The organism is Microbacterium sp. NPDC057944 (assembly GCF_042887445.1).
In the GTDB taxonomy this organism is placed as follows: domain Bacteria; phylum Actinomycetota; class Actinomycetes; order Actinomycetales; family Microbacteriaceae; genus Microbacterium; species Microbacterium natoriense.
Genome location: NZ_JBHVPJ010000002.1, coordinates 505,336 through 521,167 on the forward strand (window position 1 = coordinate 505,336; position 15,832 = coordinate 521,167).

Below are 15,832 nucleotides of genomic sequence, written 5' to 3' on the forward strand. Positions count from 1 at the left end.
ATCACGGCCTATGACCGTGTGCAACGCCCCGCCGTCGCGCGTCCCCGCGCGCGGAACGGTCAGCGCTACAGTGTTGGGCATCCCTCACAGGATCTTCCCAGAAAGGATCCACATCATGTCCGAATCTCTCGTCGCAGACGCCAAATCCGCCTTCAAGGCCATCCGCGTCTCCCTGGCCGTCTCCGGTGTGCTGTCGCTCATCGCCGGCATCGTGCTCCTGGTCTGGCCCGTCAAGTCGGCCGTCATCGTCACCGGCATCTTCGCCACCTACCTGATCATCGCGGGTGTCGTCTACGTCGGCCTCGGAATCTTCTCGAAGGCGAAGGGCGGCTGGGCCCGCGTGGGCCACATCCTGCTCGGTCTCCTCTACGTCGTCGCCGGCGTCATCGCGTTCGCGAACCTCAAGGAGGCGGCGCTCACGCTCGCCCTCATCACCGTCATCTTCATCGGCGTCAGCTGGCTCTTCGACGGCATCGTGTCCCTGACGCTGCTCGGCAGCGACGGATCACGTGTCTGGACCCTGCTGTACGCGATCCTCAGCATCGTCGCCGGCATCTACGTGCTCTTCAACGTGCTCGCCGCCGGTCTCGTTCTGTGGGTATTCCTCGGCGTCTCGCTCGTCGTGCTCGGCCTGGTGCAGATCATCCGCGCCTTCACCCTCGGTCGCGATGCGAAGATCGTCACGCAGGCGGTCGCGGGCGAGTAGTCACGCCCCTCACGCAGAAGCGACCCCGTCCTTCGAGGACGGGGCCGCTTCTTGCGTAAGCAGACGGTTACTCGGCGGCGAATCCGCTGATGTCACCGACCAGGCGGGTGTTGTCCGCGGGGACGTGATCGATCGCGGCCTGTGCCACCTCCGCGGCGAACTCCGAGACGTTGTAGAGCTTGCCCGCCGACTCGCGGCGCTCGGAGATGGCACCGGGGTTCGCACGCTCGAGGAGCGTCGCGGTGATGGTGCCCTCGATCATGTCGCCCGAGACGACGGTGAAGCCGATGCCCTTCTCGGCGAGCCCGGGGATGAGCTCACGGAGCGCGTCCTCTCCTGCGCGCTTCGAGAGCGCGACCGGGAGGTACTCCGGCATCGTGGGAGTGGTGCGGATGAAGTGCGCCTGGTGGCTGGTCACGAACACGACGCGCGCGCCGTCGCCCAGGAGGGGCGTCGCGGCGTTCAGGACGTTGAGCTGCGCATCGCGGTTGAGGGTGAGCGCGTAGTCCTCGGCCATGCCGGACTCCATGCCTCCGGAGGCGTTGAGCACGAGGACGTCGAGGCGTCCGAACTCGGACTGCACCTGGTCGAACATCGCGGAGACGGATGCCGGGTCGGTCAGGTCGGCGCCGACCACGAGCACCCGACGACCGAGCGCGCGCAGCTCGTTCGCGAGCTTCTCGGCACGCGGCGCCTTGTTGCGGAAGTTGATGACGACGTCGGCTCCGGCCTCGGCGAAGTAGCGCACGGTGTCGGCGCCGATGCCCCGCGATGAGCCGGTGACAAGGGCGACCCTGCCATCGAGGGAACCTGCGGGAAGAACGTCGGTCACGGTGACTCCTCATGATGCGTGAACGCCGCGATGACGCGGCTCTCTCACATTACCAACTGCCCTCCGTCGCGCCGTGCCGCGGCGTCGGCCGCGTGATAGGTTGACCGAAAAGGAGGCCGCATGAACGAATTCTCCGTCTTCATCGACCTGATCGAGAACTGGGCGTGGGTCGGCTGGATCATCCTGATCGCCGTGTTCCTCGTCATCGAGATGCTCTCGCTCGACTTCACCTTCCTCATGCTCAGCCTGGGCAGCGCCGTCGGGCTGGTGAGCGATCTCTTCGGCATCCCCGCCTGGGCGCAGGTGATCATCGCGATCGCTGCGACAGCGATCTTCATCCTCTTCCTCCGGCCGCCGCTCTTGAAGCGCCTTCATCGAGGGGAAGACCCCACGAAGTCGAACGTCGATGCTCTCATCGATCTGCGGGGTCTCGCCCTGCAGGAGGTGACGCAGATCTCGGGCCAGGTCAAGCTCAGCAATGGTGACACCTGGACCGCCCGCACGTTCGCGCCGATCGCCATCCCGGAGGGCGCGAGGATCGCGGTCACCGAGATCAACGGCGCCACCGCCATCGTCCGTCCCGTCAACGACTAGGAGCCTCCGTGGACGACACATCGTTCATTCCGACCGCGATCCTCTGGATCGTGATCATCGCACTGATCATCTTCCTGATCGTCACCCTCGCTCGATCCATCCGCATCATCCCGCAAGCCACGGCTGGCGTCGTGGAACGGCTGGGCAAGTACCACAAGACCCTCATGCCCGGGCTGAACCTGCTGGTCCCGTTCATCGACCGGCTCCGTCCGCTCATCGACATGCGCGAGCAGGTCGTCTCGTTCCCTCCGCAGCCCGTGATCACCGAAGACAACCTGGTCGTCTCGATCGACACGGTCGTGTACTTCCAGGTGACGGATGCCCGGGCCGCGACCTATGAGATCGCGAACTACCTCGGCGCGGTCGAGCAGCTCACGACCACGACGCTCCGCAACGTGGTCGGTGGCCTGAACCTCGAGGAGGCGCTGACCAGCCGTGACAACATCAACGGCCAGCTCCGCGTCGTCCTCGACGAAGCCACCGGCAAGTGGGGCATCCGCGTCGGTCGCGTCGAGCTGAAGGCGATCGACCCGCCCCTCTCCATCCAGGACTCGATGGAGAAGCAGATGCGCGCGGAGCGTGACCGTCGCGCCGCGATCCTGACCGCCGAGGGATCCAAGCAGTCGCAGATCCTCGAGGCGGAGGGTCAGCGGCAGGCCGCGATCCTCCAGGCCGAGGGTGACAAGCAGGCCGCCGTGCTCCGTGCACAGGGTGAGGCCGAGGCGATCCAGAACGTGTTCACGGCCATCCACCAGGGGCAGCCGGACGACAAGCTCCTCGCCTACCAGTACCTGCAGATGCTCCCGAAGATCAGCGAAGGCCAGTCGAACAAGCTCTGGATCATCCCGAGCGAACTCACCGAAGCCCTGAAGGGCATCGGCAGCGCGTTCACGCCCAAGCCCGGCCAGCCGCCGACGAACTTCCCGGACGCGTGACCCACCCGTACTTCGAGAAGGCACGGCATCCCCGAGTCCTCGCCCACCGCGGCCTCATCACCGCGGCGGGCGAGGACTCCGGTGTCTGGGAGAACACCGCCGCCGCCTTCGCCGCCGCCCACGCCGCCGGGTCGGAGTACATCGAGACGGACTGCCACGTCACCGCGTCCGGTGACGTGGTGCTGTTCCACGACCCGACCCTGACGCGCCTGACCGGTGACGATCGTGCGATCTCCGCCGTGACCACCCGCGAGTTGCGCCGGCTCTTCGCCGACCACGGCGGTCTCCTGACCGTGCAGGAGGCGCTGAGCACGTTCCCGGGCATCCGCTTCAACATCGACGTGAAGACGGATGCCGCCGCCGACCCGCTCGGACCGATCCTCGCGCCGCACGCCGATCGCGTGCTCGTCACGAGCTTCTCGGATGCCCGTCGGCGGAGGGCCGTCGCGGCCGTCCTCAGGTCCGGCTCGAGCATCCGACCGGCGACGTCGGCCGGCAGCGGAACGATCGCGTCGCTCCTCGCCCTGTCGACTCTCCGCCTCTCCCCCGCGAAGGTCCTCCAGGAGATCGATGCCGTGCAGATCCCGGAGAAGCAGGCCGGTCTGAGGGTGTTGAGCCCGGCGCTGATCAGCGCGGCGCATCGCCACGGCGTGGAGGTGCACGTCTGGACGATCAACGAACCCGACGACATGACCCGCATCGTCGCCCTCGGCGCGGACGGCGTCGTCTCGGACCGCGCCGACGTGGCGCTTCGGGTTCTCGCGCCCGAATAGCCTTCTGCGCTGGGATTCGGCTGTGAATCCTGAGCAGAAGGCGTCCGCTCGGATGAAGCGCACAGGCTGGAGCGTTATACCTGACAGCGACGAGAGGACCACACAATGGCAGATCGCAGCCTACGCGGCATCCGACTCGGCGCCCAGAGCCTACAGAGCGAAGAGGGCGTCGTTTTCATGGAGCGCCGTGAGACCACCTACACCTGTGACACCTGCGGCCACGTGACGAACCTGATGTTCGCGGCCGATGCAGAGCCGCCGCAGACCTGGGAATGCCGCTCCTGCGGCGCGGAGGCCCGCCTGAACGTCGACGGCCAGGCCGTCACGCTCGAGGCCACCGATGAGAAGGCCGCGCGCACGCACTGGGACATGCTCCTGGAGCGACGGACGCGGGCAGAGCTCGAGGAGCTCCTCGAGGAGCGTCTCGCGTACATCCGCGGCCGCCGCGGCGCCGGCGAAGACCCGACGCGTCAGAAGATCGGCGCCTGAGAGCGCCGGGCGCGCCACCACCCGACCACGAGCGCGCCCAGTCCGCCCCCGAGCAGCAGCCGCTGCAGCCAGGGGCCCACGACCACTCCCCCGGTGAGGCCGGTGCGGAGCTCGACATCCTCGAGCATCGCGCCGGCCTCATCCGCGTCCAGGCTCGTGACCGTCGACCCGTCGGCCCTGATGATCTGGCTCGTTCCGACGGTCGAGACGTTGACCACGCTGCGGCCCGTCTCGATCGCCCTCATGCGTGCGAAGGCGAGCTGCTGCAGGTTCTCGTCGGTGCCCCGGAAGTCGGCGTTGTTCGTCTGGAACACGAGCATCTGCGCGCCGTCCTGCACGCCCTCGTGGATCAGGTCGTCGTAGATGACGTCGAAGCAGATCGCCAGTCCCACCTTGACGCCGTCGATGTCGACGATCGGCGGATTCGTGCCCGGCGTGTATTCGCGACCGATCAGTCCGATCAGGTCGGGGACGATCGCGTTGTAGAACGCGCGGTCGGGGACGTACTCCCCGAACGGCACGGGATGGCGCTTGTCGTGGATCTGATCCGCGCTCCCCTCCGACGTCCAGAGCATGGAGGTGTTGTAGAACAGATCGCCGCGCCCCGTGGCGGCGTTCGCGAGAAGAGGTGCGCCGATGCGAGCGCTCACGTACGACATCCTCCGCGCGAGCGCGTCGTACTCGAACGGATCGGCGTCGAGAGACCCCTCAGGCCAGACGAGCAGATCGACGTCCTCGCCGTACAGCGGCTCGGTGGCGGTTGTCTGCGCGTCGATCACCGCAAAGGGCTCCCGGTCGTCGAAGTACCCGGTGGGCCCGTTTCCCTGCACCGCGGCGATCCGCATCGAACCGCTAGAGGCCGTCGGGAAGAGCGGAGTGAACAGGAGCACGAGCACGAGGGCCGCGGGGACGACGAAACGGAGCGGCCTGTTCCAGAGCCGGAGCCTCACCGTCTCGATGAGCATCGCGACGAGCAACACCATCAGGAAGCTGAGGCCGCTGACTCCTACCCACGAGCTCACGGGGGCCAGCGGGCTCTCGGCCTGACTCATGCCGAGACGCGCCCAGGGGAAACCCCCGTACGGCCAGTTCCCGAGGAAGAGCTCTCGCCCCACCCAGAGCGCCGCGACGACGGAGGGCAGCAGGACCAGGCGCGCGGTGGGCCCGGAGAACGCCTGGGGAAGCCACCGGTAGGCCAGGGCGAGCGGAACGATCGCGAGGGCCGTGAGACCGCCCTCGACGACGCTGAGAGCGCCCCAGGGGATCGGTCCGAGGTAGCGCGAGGTCCAGGACACGAGAAGAGCGAAGAACAGGATGCCGTACACGAGACCGACAAGGAGGGCTCCCCCCGCGCGCCGACCGATCACGCTGAGCAGCAGCAGTGCCGTGGCGGGAAAGGCGAGTATCCACACCGCTGCCCCGGGATACGAGAGGTGCATGAGCACCGCGGCACCGGCCGCCGAGAGGACGGCAGCCCAGAGCGGGAGCAGAGGGCGCGGCCGCGCCGGAGAATCGGACATCACGTCCTATTCTCACATCGACGAATATGCGACGATGCCGCGGCGCACGCCGTCGAGGGCTGCGCGAGCGTTGCGGGCGAGCGCGGCATCCTCTGCGACGATCGACAGCTGATCGAGCAGGTCGATCGTCTGCTTCGCCCAGCGCACGAAGTCACCGGCGGCCATGTCGGCGTCGATCAGCACGCGATCGAGCATCCCTCCGCGCGCCCAGGAGTGCATCGCTCCGGCGAGTCCCGGCGCCAGCGGCTCGGAGCCGGGAAGGTGGTGGTCCTTCTCCAGGTCGTCGAGCTCGGCCCACAGCGTGGTCGTCTTCTCGTAGGCGACCCGGAAGGCGCCCCGAGGGAGGTCGCGCTCCCCCGAGTTCGCCTCGTCGCGACGGGGTTCGTAGACGAGGCAGCATGCCATGGCGGCGAGTGAGGGGGCGTCGAGTCCCGACCACAGGCCCTGGCGGAGCGACTCGGCGACGAGGAGATCGCGCTCTCCGTAGATGCGGCGCATCGTCCGACCGGCATCCGTCAGCGTCGTCTCCCCCGCGGCGTCGACCGTCAGGTAGTCGAGCGTCTCGAGGACCTCGACGACCCTGTCGAACGCGCGCGCGACGGTGCCCGTGCGGGTCTCGATCTGACGGCGGATGCGGTCGTTCTGGCGCTTGAGCTTCCAGTATCGCTCCGCCCAGCGCGCGTGCGCCTCCCGATCAGGGCACCTGTGGCATCCGTGCCGCTGCATCTGTCCGCGGAGGGACTGGATGCGCTTCATCCGCTTCTCCCGTGCGCCTCGCGGGGCGTGGGAGTCCTGACGGTTCTTCTTCTCGAGGTCGCTGAGTTCACGGCGAATCGCGGCGTACTCGGTGAAGTCCCCGTGTTCGCATGCCATCGACTTCTGGTACCCGGCCAGTGACTCCTCGGCCTCGCGCACCTGTCTCGCCAGCCCGACCACCGAGCGATCCGCCTGGAACTGCGCGAACGACGACTCCAGGATCTGACGTGCGCGGGTCTTCCCGAACAGATCGATCAGGTTGACGGCCATGTTGTACGTCGGGCGGAAGCTGGAGTTGAGCGGATAGGTCCGTCGTGAAGCGAGAGCGGCGACCGCCTGCGGATCCATGCCCTCTGTCCACTGCACGACCGCATGGCCCTCGACGTCGATCCCCCGTCGGCCGGCGCGACCGGTGAGCTGGGTGTACTCGCCCGACGTGATGGCGACACGGGCCTCGCCGTTGAACTTCTCCATCTTCTCGAGCACGACCGTGCGCGCCGGCATGTTGATGCCGAGCGCCAGCGTCTCCGTCGCGAACACGACCCTGACGAGCTTGCGCTGGAAGAGCTCCTCGACGACCTCCTTGAACGCGGGCAGCAGGCCGGCGTGGTGAGCGGCGACACCGCGTTCGAGGTTGTCCAGCCACTCCCAGTAGCCGAGTACGCCGAGATCCTCGTCCTGCAGGGTCCGCGTACGCTCCTCGACGATCGCACGGATCTCGGCCCGCTCCTCCGTGGTCGTCAATCGCACGCCGGAGCGGCGGACCTGCTGCACAGCGGCATCGCATCCGACGCGACTGAAGATGAAGAAGATCGCAGGCAGCAGGTTCGCGCGATCCAAGAGATGCACGACCTCGGGCCGGTCCATGCGCTCGATGCGCCGCGCGTTGGGTCGGCTCCCGCCGCGTTGCGGGCGCTGGGCGTTCCGCCCGGCGTGCCGGTTGCTGTTGTACGCCTGCGCGCGGCGGTTGTTCTCGTAGTTCGAGCCGGTGAAGGAGCGGATGCGCATGAGCTCCTGGTTCACCGTGGTCGTGGCGAGGCCGGCCCGCTCATCGAACAGCGGCAGCAGGTCGTCGCGCACGAGGACGTGCTGCTCGAGAGGGACCGGACGGATCTCCGACACGATGACCTCGGTGTCGCCGCGCACGGTGTCGAGCCAGTCGCCGAACTCCTCGGCGTTCGACACGGTCGCGCTGAGGGAGACGAGGCGGACGTGCTGAGGGAGATGGATGATCACCTCTTCCCACACTGCACCGCGGAATCGGTCGGCGAGGTAGTGCACCTCGTCCATGATCACGTAGCGCAGGTCGCGCAGCGCGGGTGAGTCGGCGTAGATCATGTTGCGCAGCACCTCGGTCGTCATGACGACGATGCGCGCGTTGCCGTTGATGTTCGTGTCGCCGGTGAGGAGGCCGACCTGATCCGCGCCGTACACATCGACGAGCTCACGGAACTTCTGGTTCGACAGCGCCTTCATCGGCGTCGTGTAGAACGCCTTGTCTCCGGGGGTCTGCATCGCCAGGTGGATGGCGAACTCCCCCACGATGGTCTTCCCCGCCCCGGTCGGCGCGGCGACGAGCACGCTGCGGCCCTGCTCCAGGGCATGGCATCCCGCGACCTGGAACGGATCGAGATCGAAGCGCTGCTTCGCCGCGAACGCACGGGTCTCCTGATGCTCCGATGCGTCGCGCGCTGCGGCGTAGCGGTCGGAAGGAGACGTCATGCGGCGTCGGGCAGCAGACCGGCCGCCTTGTCGCGCTTGCGCTTGCGGCGGTCGAACAGGACGGAGACGAATGCAGCCGCGAAGTACAGGAGCACCAGGATCCCCGCCAGCATGAGCATGCTCACGATGTCGGCCGCCGGCGTCGCGAGGGCGCCGAAGACCGCGGCCACCAGGACCGCGATGCGCCAGCCCTTGAGGATGTCCCGACCGGTCATCACGCCGGCAAGGTTCAACGCGACGAGGAACACCGGCAGGACGAACGAGACGCCGACGACGATCATCAGCTTGAACACGAAGTCGTAGAACGTCGACGCTTCGTAGAGGTTGTTTCCGCCCTCAGGGGTGAACCCGGCCATCAGCTCGATCACGTGCGGGACGACGAGCGTGCCGACGTAGCAGCCGGCGAAGAAGAGCGGAATCGCGGCGCCGACGAATCCGATCGTGTAGCGGATCTCCTTCTTCGTGAGCCCAGGCATGATGAACGCCCAGATCTGCCAGAGCCAGACGGGAGCAGAGAGGAAGAGCCCGATCGAGAACGCGATCCGCATGCGGAGATCGAACGGGCTGGTCACCGAGGAGAACGTCAGCGCCACGATCTGGTCACCGCGCTCTTCGGCGATCTTGCGTACAGGCTCCGTGATGAAATGGATGATGGGGTCGGTCACGAGGAACGCGACCACCATGCCGAGGACCAGCGCGATGGCAGCGATGATCAACCGCTTGCGCAACTCCACGAGATGCGCGCCGAGCGACATGCGGCGTTCGGCGCGCCCGTCGCTCTCAGCCTGCGCGGCCGATTCGATGGCGGCCACGAAGGTCAGCTGACGCGATCGGGCCCGGCTACAGTGCCGCTGTCGGATGCCGTCGAGCCGCTGTTCTTCGGCGCTTCAGCGGAATCCGCCTGCCCCGCGGGCGCGTCTTCCTCGCGCATGGCCTTCATCTCGCCCTTGAAGACGCGGGCAGACTGCCCCATGCTCTTCGCGAGTGCCGGGAGCTTTGCAGCCCCGAACAACAGCAGCACGATGACGACAAGTGCCAACAGGTGCCAACCGGTCAAGCCAGCCATGGGGAACTCCTTAAGTCGGGGTTAACTGAGTCTAACGGGCAAAGCCGTCAGCAGGTTGGTGATAGAGCGCGAGTCCTGCCGCGGCCCATTCTCGGGTAGCGCAGCGCGCGACCCCCGGATCGATCACTTCGAGCGCTCCCCCGAACCGCGCCGCGAGTCTCTTGATGCTGCGCGGGTCTGCGAGATGCAGCTGCGCGGTGACGAGTCCGGCGTCCGCGGCGACGTTGTCGGCCGACAGGAACGCGCCGAGCAGCGGGGCGACACGCTCGGGCACGCGTACGGTGACCTCTCCCTCGTCCGCCACCGTGGAGAAGGCCTCGGGAAGGTGATCTCCCCCGTGCGTGATCGGGATGTCCGTCAGGTGCGGGTCGCTCACCCTGTCGAGGTGGAACGTGCGCATCGCCTGACGCAGGTGGCACCAGCCCTGCAGGTACCACTGCGCGTTGGTGATCAGGATCTGCACGGGGTCGACCGTGCGCGTCGTGGGGGTGGCATCCGGCGCCTGGTAGGTGAAAGAGACGGCCACGCCGTCCTGCACACCGCGGGCGACGACTTCGCGCACCTCGTCGACCGCGCTCGGCGCCACGACGACCTCGGCCGGAGCATCCGCCGCACCGCGGGAGAGCTTGGAGATGAGCCCCTTCACCAGGCCGGTGTCGGACACCGCGGGCACGGCGGCGACCATCTGCAGACCCGCCAGCAATGCTGCGGCCTCGCGGGCGGTGAACCGCGGCACGCGACGGAGTGCGACGTCGTTGGTGATCTCGATGATGTCCTCGTCGTCGAGGAGATCCCAGTTGATGTCGAACATCTCCTGCGGCTGCTGCCAGTACCCGGAGTCCCCGGGCAGGCCGATCACGGTGAGCTTCTCGACCATCGCGCGCATCTCGTCGCGGCCGACGCCGAACTCGGCTGCCGCCTCGTCGAGCGACACCTGACCGTGCTCCAGCAGGTAGGGGACGAGTGTGAGGTAGAGACGCACGCGCTCCGCAGCGAGGAGAGGCTTCGGCTGGGCGTTCATGCGCTCTTCTCCGAGTTGGCGTCGACGACCGCCTGCAGTCGTGCGATGACGGCGTCGCGGAGCGCGGCCGGCTCGACCACGCGCACCTCGGGGCCGTAGGACGCGAGCTCATCGGCGAGGATATGCAGATCGACGAACGGCACGCGGATGCCCTGGGTCGCCGGACGAGCGCGGCGTCCCAATCTCAGGGAGGCCTCCGTACCGGGGGTCACCTCGAGCAGAGCAGAGTTCCTCGCGGCGACCTCTTCGAGACCGGCCAGAGCCCGCTCCCCCGCACCCTCGCGCAGCTCGGGGGCGAAGGATGTGTTCGTGAGCTTGACGGCGCCGACGATCCGGCTGAGCAGGAACATCCGATCGGCGTCCGCGTCGATGTCGATGCCGAAGACGTGCCACCTGGCCTCGTAGTCGACGAGCGCGAGGGGACGGATGCTGCGGCGTCGAGGCGCGTCCTCGCCGGGCTTGAGGTAGTCGAACGAGACGACCCTGCTCTTCTCGATGGCGTCCTGCAGCGGCGTGAACGCGGCGTCACGGGCCGTGATCCGCGGGGCGAATCCGATGATCGGCTCGTCGCCGTCGATGCCGAGCGCCCTGATCTTGCGCACGCCGGCCTGGGCGTCGCCCGACACGGACTCCGCGCTCCACACGCTCCCGGCGAGCTGCAGGACGGCCAGCTCGGCGGGAGTGAACTCGATGTCGCTCGGGAGGTCGTACTCCGCCTGCGGGATGCGATAGCGGGCCTCGCGCAGATCGTTCGGGTCAGCGGCTTCGCCGATGGTCTCCACCGGTACGCCGAGCGTGCGCAGCTCGTCCTTGTCGCGCTCGAACATCTTCTCGAGGGCATCGGACCGCGCACCGGCATCCGCTCGCTGACGGTATCCGGAGACGTTGTCGAGGATCTGCTGCTTGGTGAGCCCGATGTCCGTCGCCATCAGGGCGACGACGAGGTTCGTCAGTCGCTCCTCTGCCGGGATGCGGGCGGCCATCACTTCCCCGCGGTCGTCACAGCGCCCAGGATGTCGACGACGTACGCCACGGCGCCTCCGCCGTTCGCAGCGGGGGTGACGACGAGGATCTGGGATCCGACCGGCTTGCCCACCAGGGCCTCCGCAACGGCCGGCGCCGAGGACGCCAGGTCGAGCATCGGGTTGGCACCCCACGTGGTGTTGAGGACGGACTTGTCGTCCCAGTTGACCGCCGTGACGTTGACGACGGGCGTCTGCGTCTTCTCGAGCGGGTCGCCGTCGCCCTCGATGAGGGTCTGCACGACCTGCGAGGTGGGAGCCGCGGCGTCCGGGATGATCACGCCGGGGCGGCCGTCGGGGGCGCGCACGACGGTCGGGACGCCCCGGGCGTCGTTGAACTGGAGGGCGCCCTCTGCCCTGGAGCGGAACGTGTCGACGACGTCGATCACGAAGACGGGGTGGTCGTCGGCCTTGAGACCGAAGTTCGACAGCTGCTCGGCGCCGAAGTCCTTCGGAGTGAGCGAGGCGATCACGCGGGAGCCGCCGGTGACGCACTCCAGCACCTTGGCGAGCCCGGGCACCTGACCGGACCACGTGTCGATGTTGGAGAGGTTGCCCGTGCTCTTGTCGTACGACGTCGCATAGACGAGGTCGCCGGTGTTGCCGCTGAAGATCGACAGCTCGGCCGTCATCACCTGCTGGCCGTTGACGAGCGGCAGGCCCTTGCCGGTGATCGTGTCGGCGTACGTCGTCTTCGTGCCCTTGACCGGCGTGTAGACGGTGACCTTGGGCTCGGTTCCGAGGTCGCCCTTCACGGTGACGGCGTCCTCGATGCCGGAGGAGTGCGTCGTCCGGTCGCACGAGGCGCCGTTGAACGTCGGCGCCGACGAGCAACCGGTCAGGGCGAGGACGGCAAGGCTGAGAGTGGCCACAACGGCGGACGTTTTACGCACGCGCTCAAGTCTATTCCGTCGGCGCGTCCGATTCGCGCGATGTCGCGGCGAGGCGCGCGCCGTCCGCGGCTTTCGCGGCCTCGCGTGCGCGCTTGCGGAGGTTCTTGTCGTTGATCTCCCTGTCGCCGACCGCGCCGGGGGTCCAGAGCTCGACGTCCTCGTCCCCATAGCTGCTCTTCGACGCTCTGCGCTTCACAGACGGCGCCACAGCACCGGGTGCGAGGCGGCGGGCGGTCAGCAGGAAGCCGGTATGGGCGACCATGCGGTGATCGGGGCGCACGGCGAGGCCCTCGACGTGCCAGCCGCGCACCATCGTCTCCGAGGCGTCGGGATCGGTGAACAGCCCGGTCCCGCGGATGTACTCGGCGACGCGGGACAGCTGCGTTGCGGTGGCCACGTAGCAGAGCACCACGCCGCCGGGGGTCAGCGCGTCGGCCACGACATCCATGCACTCCCACGGGGCGAGCATGTCGAGCACGACGCGGTCGACGCTCCCCGCGGGGAACTGGGAGGGGAGCTCCTCGGCCAGGTCGCCCACCACGACGTCCCAGGTCTGCGGGGTCTCGCCGAAGAAGGTCGTGACGTTGCCGCGTGCGACGTCGGCGAAGTCGTCGCGACGCTCGAAGGACACGAGTCGTCCGGCCGGGCCGATCGCACGCAGAAGGGAGAGCGACAGGGCGCCGGAGCCGACCCCGGCCTCGACCACGACGGCGCCGGGGAAGATGTCGGCCTGCATGACGATCTGCGCCGCGTCCTTCGGATACACGATCGCCGCGCCGCGCGGCATCGACATCGCGAAGTCGCGCAGAAGGGGGCGGAGTGCGAGGTAGTCGTGCCCGGAGCTGTTCGCCACGACCGAGCCGTCTGGCAGGCCGATCAGATCCCGGTGACGGAGGACGCCCTGGTGCGTGTGCAGCTCGCCGTCCTCTTTGAGGGTCACCGTGTGCAGGCGCCCCTTCGGCCCCGTCAGCTGCACGCGGTCGCCTTCGCGGAAGGGGCCGCTGGGGCGCTGTGCGCTGGAGAGGGTCATCGGGTGGCTCCTGTCAGGGACGTGATGCGGGTGAAGAGCTCGGAGAGGTCGGTCGCGCCGCGGTCGGCCAGTGTGGGCCAGAGCTCGTGTGCGCCGACCCCGTCGAGCGGGACGATGTGCGGCACCCCGAGGGCGACCGCTCCGGAGGCGATTCCGGCGCGCAGACCGGTCGGGGAATCCTCGATCACGACCGCATCGGCGATGTCGACGCCCAGGAGCGCCGCCGCCTGCAGATAGGGCTCGGGGTGCGGTTTGGCGTTGTCCACGTCGTCACCGGCGACGACGATGTCGAAGGCCTCGAAGTCGATGAGCTCGACGACGCTCAGAGCCATCCGCCGGAGCGACATGGTGACGAGGGCCGTCGGGATGCCGGCGTCGCGGAGGTCCTGGAGCAGCTCACGCGCTCCCGGGCGGAAGGGCACTCCCTGCGTGCGCAGAGACTCCTGCACGGCATCCGTGAGATGCGAGACGATCGCCTCCGCATCCATCTCGACCCCCGCATTCTGAATGATGATCGCGCTGTCGATGAGTCCGCTGCCGACGAGCTGCAGAGCGTCCTCATGGGTCCAGGTTCCGCCGAAAGACTCGATCAACGCCGTCTCCGCCGCCATCCAATACGGCTCGGTGTCGACGAGTGTTCCATCCATGTCCCAGAGGACTGCGCCCGGCTGTCTGCTCACCGGTCCATGTTAGCCGTGGCTCCGCCCGGGACCCGCCGCCTCGGACTAGCCTTGAGGGATACCCATCCACCGTCACGAAGGGAGCTCACGATGGATGTTCTCGGCTCGCGCATCATCATCGCCGCCTTCGACGGCTGGAACGACGCCGGCGAAGCAGCGAGCGGCGCCATCGCCGCACTCCGCGACATGACCGAGTACGACCTCGTGCACTCGATCGATCCCGAGCTCTACTTCGACTATCAGTACACGCGCCCTGCGACGAAGATGGATGCCGAGGGCCGACGACAGCTCACGTGGCCCGAGGCAGGGCTCTGGCGCCCGCGTGATCCGGGTCCCGGACCGGAGTTCTGGCTCCTCACGGGTGTCGAGCCCGCTCGCACCTGGCAGGCCTTCGCCTCCGAGTTCATCGACGTCGCCCTGCGCGACGACGTCTCGGGTCTCGTCACGCTCGGGGCCATGCTCTCCGACGTCCCGCACACGCGGCCGATCTCGATCTTCGCGTCGAGTCAGAACGACGAGGTCCGCGAGGCGCACGGGCTCGAGCGCTCGCTGTACGAGGGGCCGGTCGGCATCCTCAGCGTGTTCGAGCACTTCGCCGAGAACGCCGGGATCCCCACCGCGAGCCTCTGGGCGAGCGTTCCGCACTACGTGGCGACGGCGACGCCCTCCCCCAAGGTCACGCTCGCGCTCCTGGATCGACTCGAAGAGCTCACCGGAGTCGACGTTCCCCGCGACCATCTGCGCACCGAGGCCGCCGCGTGGGAGGCGTCGATTGACGCGGCCGCGGCCGACGACGAGGACATGACGGAGTACATCCGCCAGCTGGAGCGCACCCGCGACACCTGGGACTCCCCCGACGCCTCCGGCGACGCGATCGCGCAGGCCTTCGAGCGCTACCTGCGCCGCCGTGGCGACGGGCCGGGAGACCTCAAGCGCTGATCACGCCCGTTCCGAGCAGGATCAGCAGCGCGGTGCCGAGAAGGATGCGGTAGACCACGAACGGCATGAAGCTGCGCTTGGAGATCCAGTTCATGAAGAACGCGATCACGCCGAGGGCGACGACGAAGGCGATGCCGGTGGCCGCGAGCGTCTCCCCGAACGAGAAGTGCTGGTTCGGCTCGTCCCACTTGTCGACGAGCTGGTAGAAGCCACTGCCGAAGACCGCAGGGATCGCGAGCAGGAACGCGTACCGGGCTGCCGCGGCGCGCTCGTACCCCAGGAACAGCCCCATCGTGATGGTGCCGCCCGAGCGCGAAACTCCGGGGACGAGAGCGAGCGCCTGAGCGAAGCCGTAAGCAATGCCGTGGGGGTAGGTCAGGTTGTTCAGAGTGCGCCGCTTGGCTCCGACGTAGTCGGCGATGCCGAGCAGGATGCCGAACACGATGAGCATCACGGCCACGATCCACAGGGACCGGAACACCGTCTCGATCTGATCCTTGAACACAATGCCGAGGACGACGATCGGGATGCTGCCGATGATGATCAGCCAGCCCATGCGCGCATCCGGATCGTTCCGCGGCACCTTGCCCGCGAGGGACTGGAACCATCGCGAGATGATCCGGACGATGTCCCGCCAGAAGAACACGACCACGGCCGCTTCCGTGCCGATCTGCGTGATGGCGGTGAACGCGGCGCCCGGGTCCTCGCCTGAGGGCAGGAAGCTGCCGACGATGCGCAGGTGCGCGCTGGACGAGATCGGCAGGAACTCGGTGAGTCCCTGCACGATGCCGAGGATGAGTGCTTCGAGCAGGTGCATGAAGGGCCTTCAGATCATGGATGCGCCGTACGGCGTC

At 67.9% G+C, this 15,832-nt stretch carries 17 protein-coding genes; 6 read left to right on the forward strand and 11 right to left on the reverse strand.

Annotated elements, in window-relative coordinates; genetic code table 11:
- The first annotated feature begins 115 nt into the window (after window positions 1–115).
- Complete coding sequence (locus ACFVRO_RS11815; RefSeq protein WP_386952489.1) at window positions 116–706, forward strand: HdeD family acid-resistance protein; 591 nt, start codon at window positions 116–118, stop codon at window positions 704–706.
- A gap of 67 nt (window positions 707–773) precedes the next feature.
- Here the strand turns inward: ACFVRO_RS11815 and ACFVRO_RS11820 are convergent, their stop codons facing one another.
- The gene (locus tag ACFVRO_RS11820; RefSeq protein ID WP_386952492.1) at window positions 774–1,538 is read right to left on the reverse strand and encodes an SDR family oxidoreductase; all 765 of its coding nucleotides are present in this window, start codon (window positions 1,536–1,538) and stop codon (window positions 774–776) included.
- Window positions 1,539–1,658: 120 nt separating this feature from the next.
- Here ACFVRO_RS11820 and ACFVRO_RS11825 point away from each other — a divergent pair, with 120 nt between their 5' ends.
- The 4 genes from ACFVRO_RS11825 (at window position 1,659) to ACFVRO_RS11840 (ending at window position 4,329) form a co-directional block, all read left to right on the forward strand.
- Window positions 1,659–2,132, forward strand: a complete 474-nt coding sequence (locus ACFVRO_RS11825; protein WP_105675053.1) for an NfeD family protein — start codon at window positions 1,659–1,661, stop codon at window positions 2,130–2,132.
- Between the two features lie 8 nt (window positions 2,133–2,140).
- Window positions 2,141–3,067, forward strand: coding sequence for an SPFH domain-containing protein (locus tag ACFVRO_RS11830; protein ID WP_386952495.1), 927 nt, complete (start codon window positions 2,141–2,143; stop codon window positions 3,065–3,067).
- Window positions 3,064–3,840 carry a glycerophosphodiester phosphodiesterase family protein gene (locus tag ACFVRO_RS11835; protein WP_386952498.1) on the forward strand — a complete coding sequence of 259 codons (777 nt, stop codon included), beginning with the start codon at window positions 3,064–3,066 and terminating at the stop codon, window positions 3,838–3,840. The genes ACFVRO_RS11830 and ACFVRO_RS11835 overlap by 4 nt, the downstream gene beginning before the upstream one ends.
- Window positions 3,841–3,945: 105 nt before the next feature.
- Complete coding sequence (locus ACFVRO_RS11840; protein WP_105675046.1) at window positions 3,946–4,329, forward strand: RNA polymerase-binding protein RbpA; 384 nt, start codon at window positions 3,946–3,948, stop codon at window positions 4,327–4,329.
- Here ACFVRO_RS11840 and lnt read toward each other — a convergent pair.
- The 9 genes from lnt to ACFVRO_RS11885 all read right to left on the reverse strand — a co-directional run bounded on the left by lnt (window position 4,311) and on the right by ACFVRO_RS11885 (window position 14,039).
- Window positions 4,311–5,849: an apolipoprotein N-acyltransferase gene (gene lnt, locus ACFVRO_RS11845; RefSeq protein ID WP_386952501.1), complete on the reverse strand. Its 1,539-nt coding sequence runs from the start codon at window positions 5,847–5,849 to the stop codon at window positions 4,311–4,313. The two genes, ACFVRO_RS11840 and lnt, sit on opposite strands and share 19 nt — an antisense overlap.
- 12 nt (window positions 5,850–5,861) lie before the next feature.
- Window positions 5,862–8,327 (reverse strand): DEAD/DEAH box helicase, encoded by a 2,466-nt coding sequence (locus ACFVRO_RS11850; protein WP_386952504.1) that lies wholly within the window; start codon window positions 8,325–8,327, stop codon window positions 5,862–5,864.
- Window positions 8,324–9,082, reverse strand: coding sequence for a twin-arginine translocase subunit TatC (tatC, locus tag ACFVRO_RS11855; protein WP_386954456.1), 759 nt, complete (start codon window positions 9,080–9,082; stop codon window positions 8,324–8,326). Before tatC ends, ACFVRO_RS11850 begins: the two co-directional genes overlap by 4 nt.
- A 62-nt stretch (window positions 9,083–9,144) precedes the next feature.
- Window positions 9,145–9,393, reverse strand: a complete 249-nt coding sequence (locus tag ACFVRO_RS11860) for a twin-arginine translocase TatA/TatE family subunit (RefSeq protein WP_386952507.1) — start codon at window positions 9,391–9,393, stop codon at window positions 9,145–9,147.
- Window positions 9,394–9,424: 31 nt separating this feature from the next.
- Window positions 9,425–10,414 (reverse strand): helix-turn-helix transcriptional regulator, encoded by a 990-nt coding sequence (locus ACFVRO_RS11865; RefSeq protein WP_386952510.1) that lies wholly within the window; start codon window positions 10,412–10,414, stop codon window positions 9,425–9,427.
- Window positions 10,411–11,397: a YafY family protein gene (locus tag ACFVRO_RS11870; RefSeq protein ID WP_105675036.1), complete on the reverse strand. Its 987-nt coding sequence runs from the start codon at window positions 11,395–11,397 to the stop codon at window positions 10,411–10,413. The genes ACFVRO_RS11865 and ACFVRO_RS11870 overlap by 4 nt, the downstream gene beginning before the upstream one ends.
- Window positions 11,397–12,329, reverse strand: a complete 933-nt coding sequence (locus tag ACFVRO_RS11875; RefSeq protein ID WP_341942175.1) for a hypothetical protein — start codon at window positions 12,327–12,329, stop codon at window positions 11,397–11,399. The genes ACFVRO_RS11870 and ACFVRO_RS11875 overlap by 1 nt, the downstream gene beginning before the upstream one ends.
- A 10-nt stretch (window positions 12,330–12,339) precedes the next feature.
- Entirely contained in the window at window positions 12,340–13,359 is a 1,020-nt protein-coding gene (locus ACFVRO_RS11880; RefSeq protein WP_386952512.1) for a tRNA (adenine-N1)-methyltransferase, read from the reverse strand.
- Window positions 13,356–14,039 carry an HAD family phosphatase gene (locus tag ACFVRO_RS11885; protein WP_341942177.1) on the reverse strand — a complete coding sequence of 228 codons (684 nt, stop codon included), beginning with the start codon at window positions 14,037–14,039 and terminating at the stop codon, window positions 13,356–13,358. Before ACFVRO_RS11885 ends, ACFVRO_RS11880 begins: the two co-directional genes overlap by 4 nt.
- 90 nt (window positions 14,040–14,129) lie before the next feature.
- Between ACFVRO_RS11885 and ACFVRO_RS11890 the strand changes: the two genes are divergently transcribed.
- Window positions 14,130–14,978 carry a PAC2 family protein gene (locus ACFVRO_RS11890; protein ID WP_105675028.1) on the forward strand — a complete coding sequence of 283 codons (849 nt, stop codon included), beginning with the start codon at window positions 14,130–14,132 and terminating at the stop codon, window positions 14,976–14,978.
- Here the strand turns inward: ACFVRO_RS11890 and ACFVRO_RS11895 are convergent.
- Window positions 14,968–15,795 carry an undecaprenyl-diphosphate phosphatase gene (locus ACFVRO_RS11895; RefSeq protein WP_386952515.1) on the reverse strand — a complete coding sequence of 276 codons (828 nt, stop codon included), beginning with the start codon at window positions 15,793–15,795 and terminating at the stop codon, window positions 14,968–14,970. The genes ACFVRO_RS11890 and ACFVRO_RS11895 overlap by 11 nt on opposite strands.
- Between the last annotated feature and the right edge of the window lie 37 nt (window positions 15,796–15,832).

Bases quoted from the DNA above. Each gene is read 5' to 3' on its own strand.
- ACFVRO_RS11815 (WP_386952489.1), top strand. From the start codon at position 116: ATGTCCGAATCTCTCGTCGCAGACGCCAAATCCGCCTTCAAGGCCATC.
- ACFVRO_RS11825 (WP_105675053.1), top strand. From the start codon at position 1,659: ATGAACGAATTCTCCGTCTTCATCGACCTGATCGAGAACTGGGCGTGG.
- ACFVRO_RS11840 (WP_105675046.1), top strand. From the start codon at position 3,946: ATGGCAGATCGCAGCCTACGCGGCATCCGACTCGGCGCCCAGAGCCTA.
- lnt (WP_386952501.1), bottom strand. From the start codon at position 5,849: ATGTCCGATTCTCCGGCGCGGCCGCGCCCTCTGCTCCCGCTCTGGGCT.
- ACFVRO_RS11850 (WP_386952504.1), bottom strand. From the start codon at position 8,327: ATGACGTCTCCTTCCGACCGCTACGCCGCAGCGCGCGACGCATCGGAG.
- tatC (WP_386954456.1), bottom strand. From the start codon at position 9,082: ATGTCGCTCGGCGCGCATCTCGTGGAGTTGCGCAAGCGGTTGATCATC.
- ACFVRO_RS11860 (WP_386952507.1), bottom strand. From the start codon at position 9,393: ATGGCTGGCTTGACCGGTTGGCACCTGTTGGCACTTGTCGTCATCGTG.
- ACFVRO_RS11865 (WP_386952510.1), bottom strand. From the start codon at position 10,414: ATGAACGCCCAGCCGAAGCCTCTCCTCGCTGCGGAGCGCGTGCGTCTC.
- ACFVRO_RS11870 (WP_105675036.1), bottom strand. From the start codon at position 11,397: ATGGCCGCCCGCATCCCGGCAGAGGAGCGACTGACGAACCTCGTCGTC.
- ACFVRO_RS11880 (WP_386952512.1), bottom strand. From the start codon at position 13,359: ATGACCCTCTCCAGCGCACAGCGCCCCAGCGGCCCCTTCCGCGAAGGC.
- ACFVRO_RS11890 (WP_105675028.1), top strand. From the start codon at position 14,130: ATGGATGTTCTCGGCTCGCGCATCATCATCGCCGCCTTCGACGGCTGG.
- ACFVRO_RS11895 (WP_386952515.1), bottom strand. From the start codon at position 15,795: ATGCACCTGCTCGAAGCACTCATCCTCGGCATCGTGCAGGGACTCACC.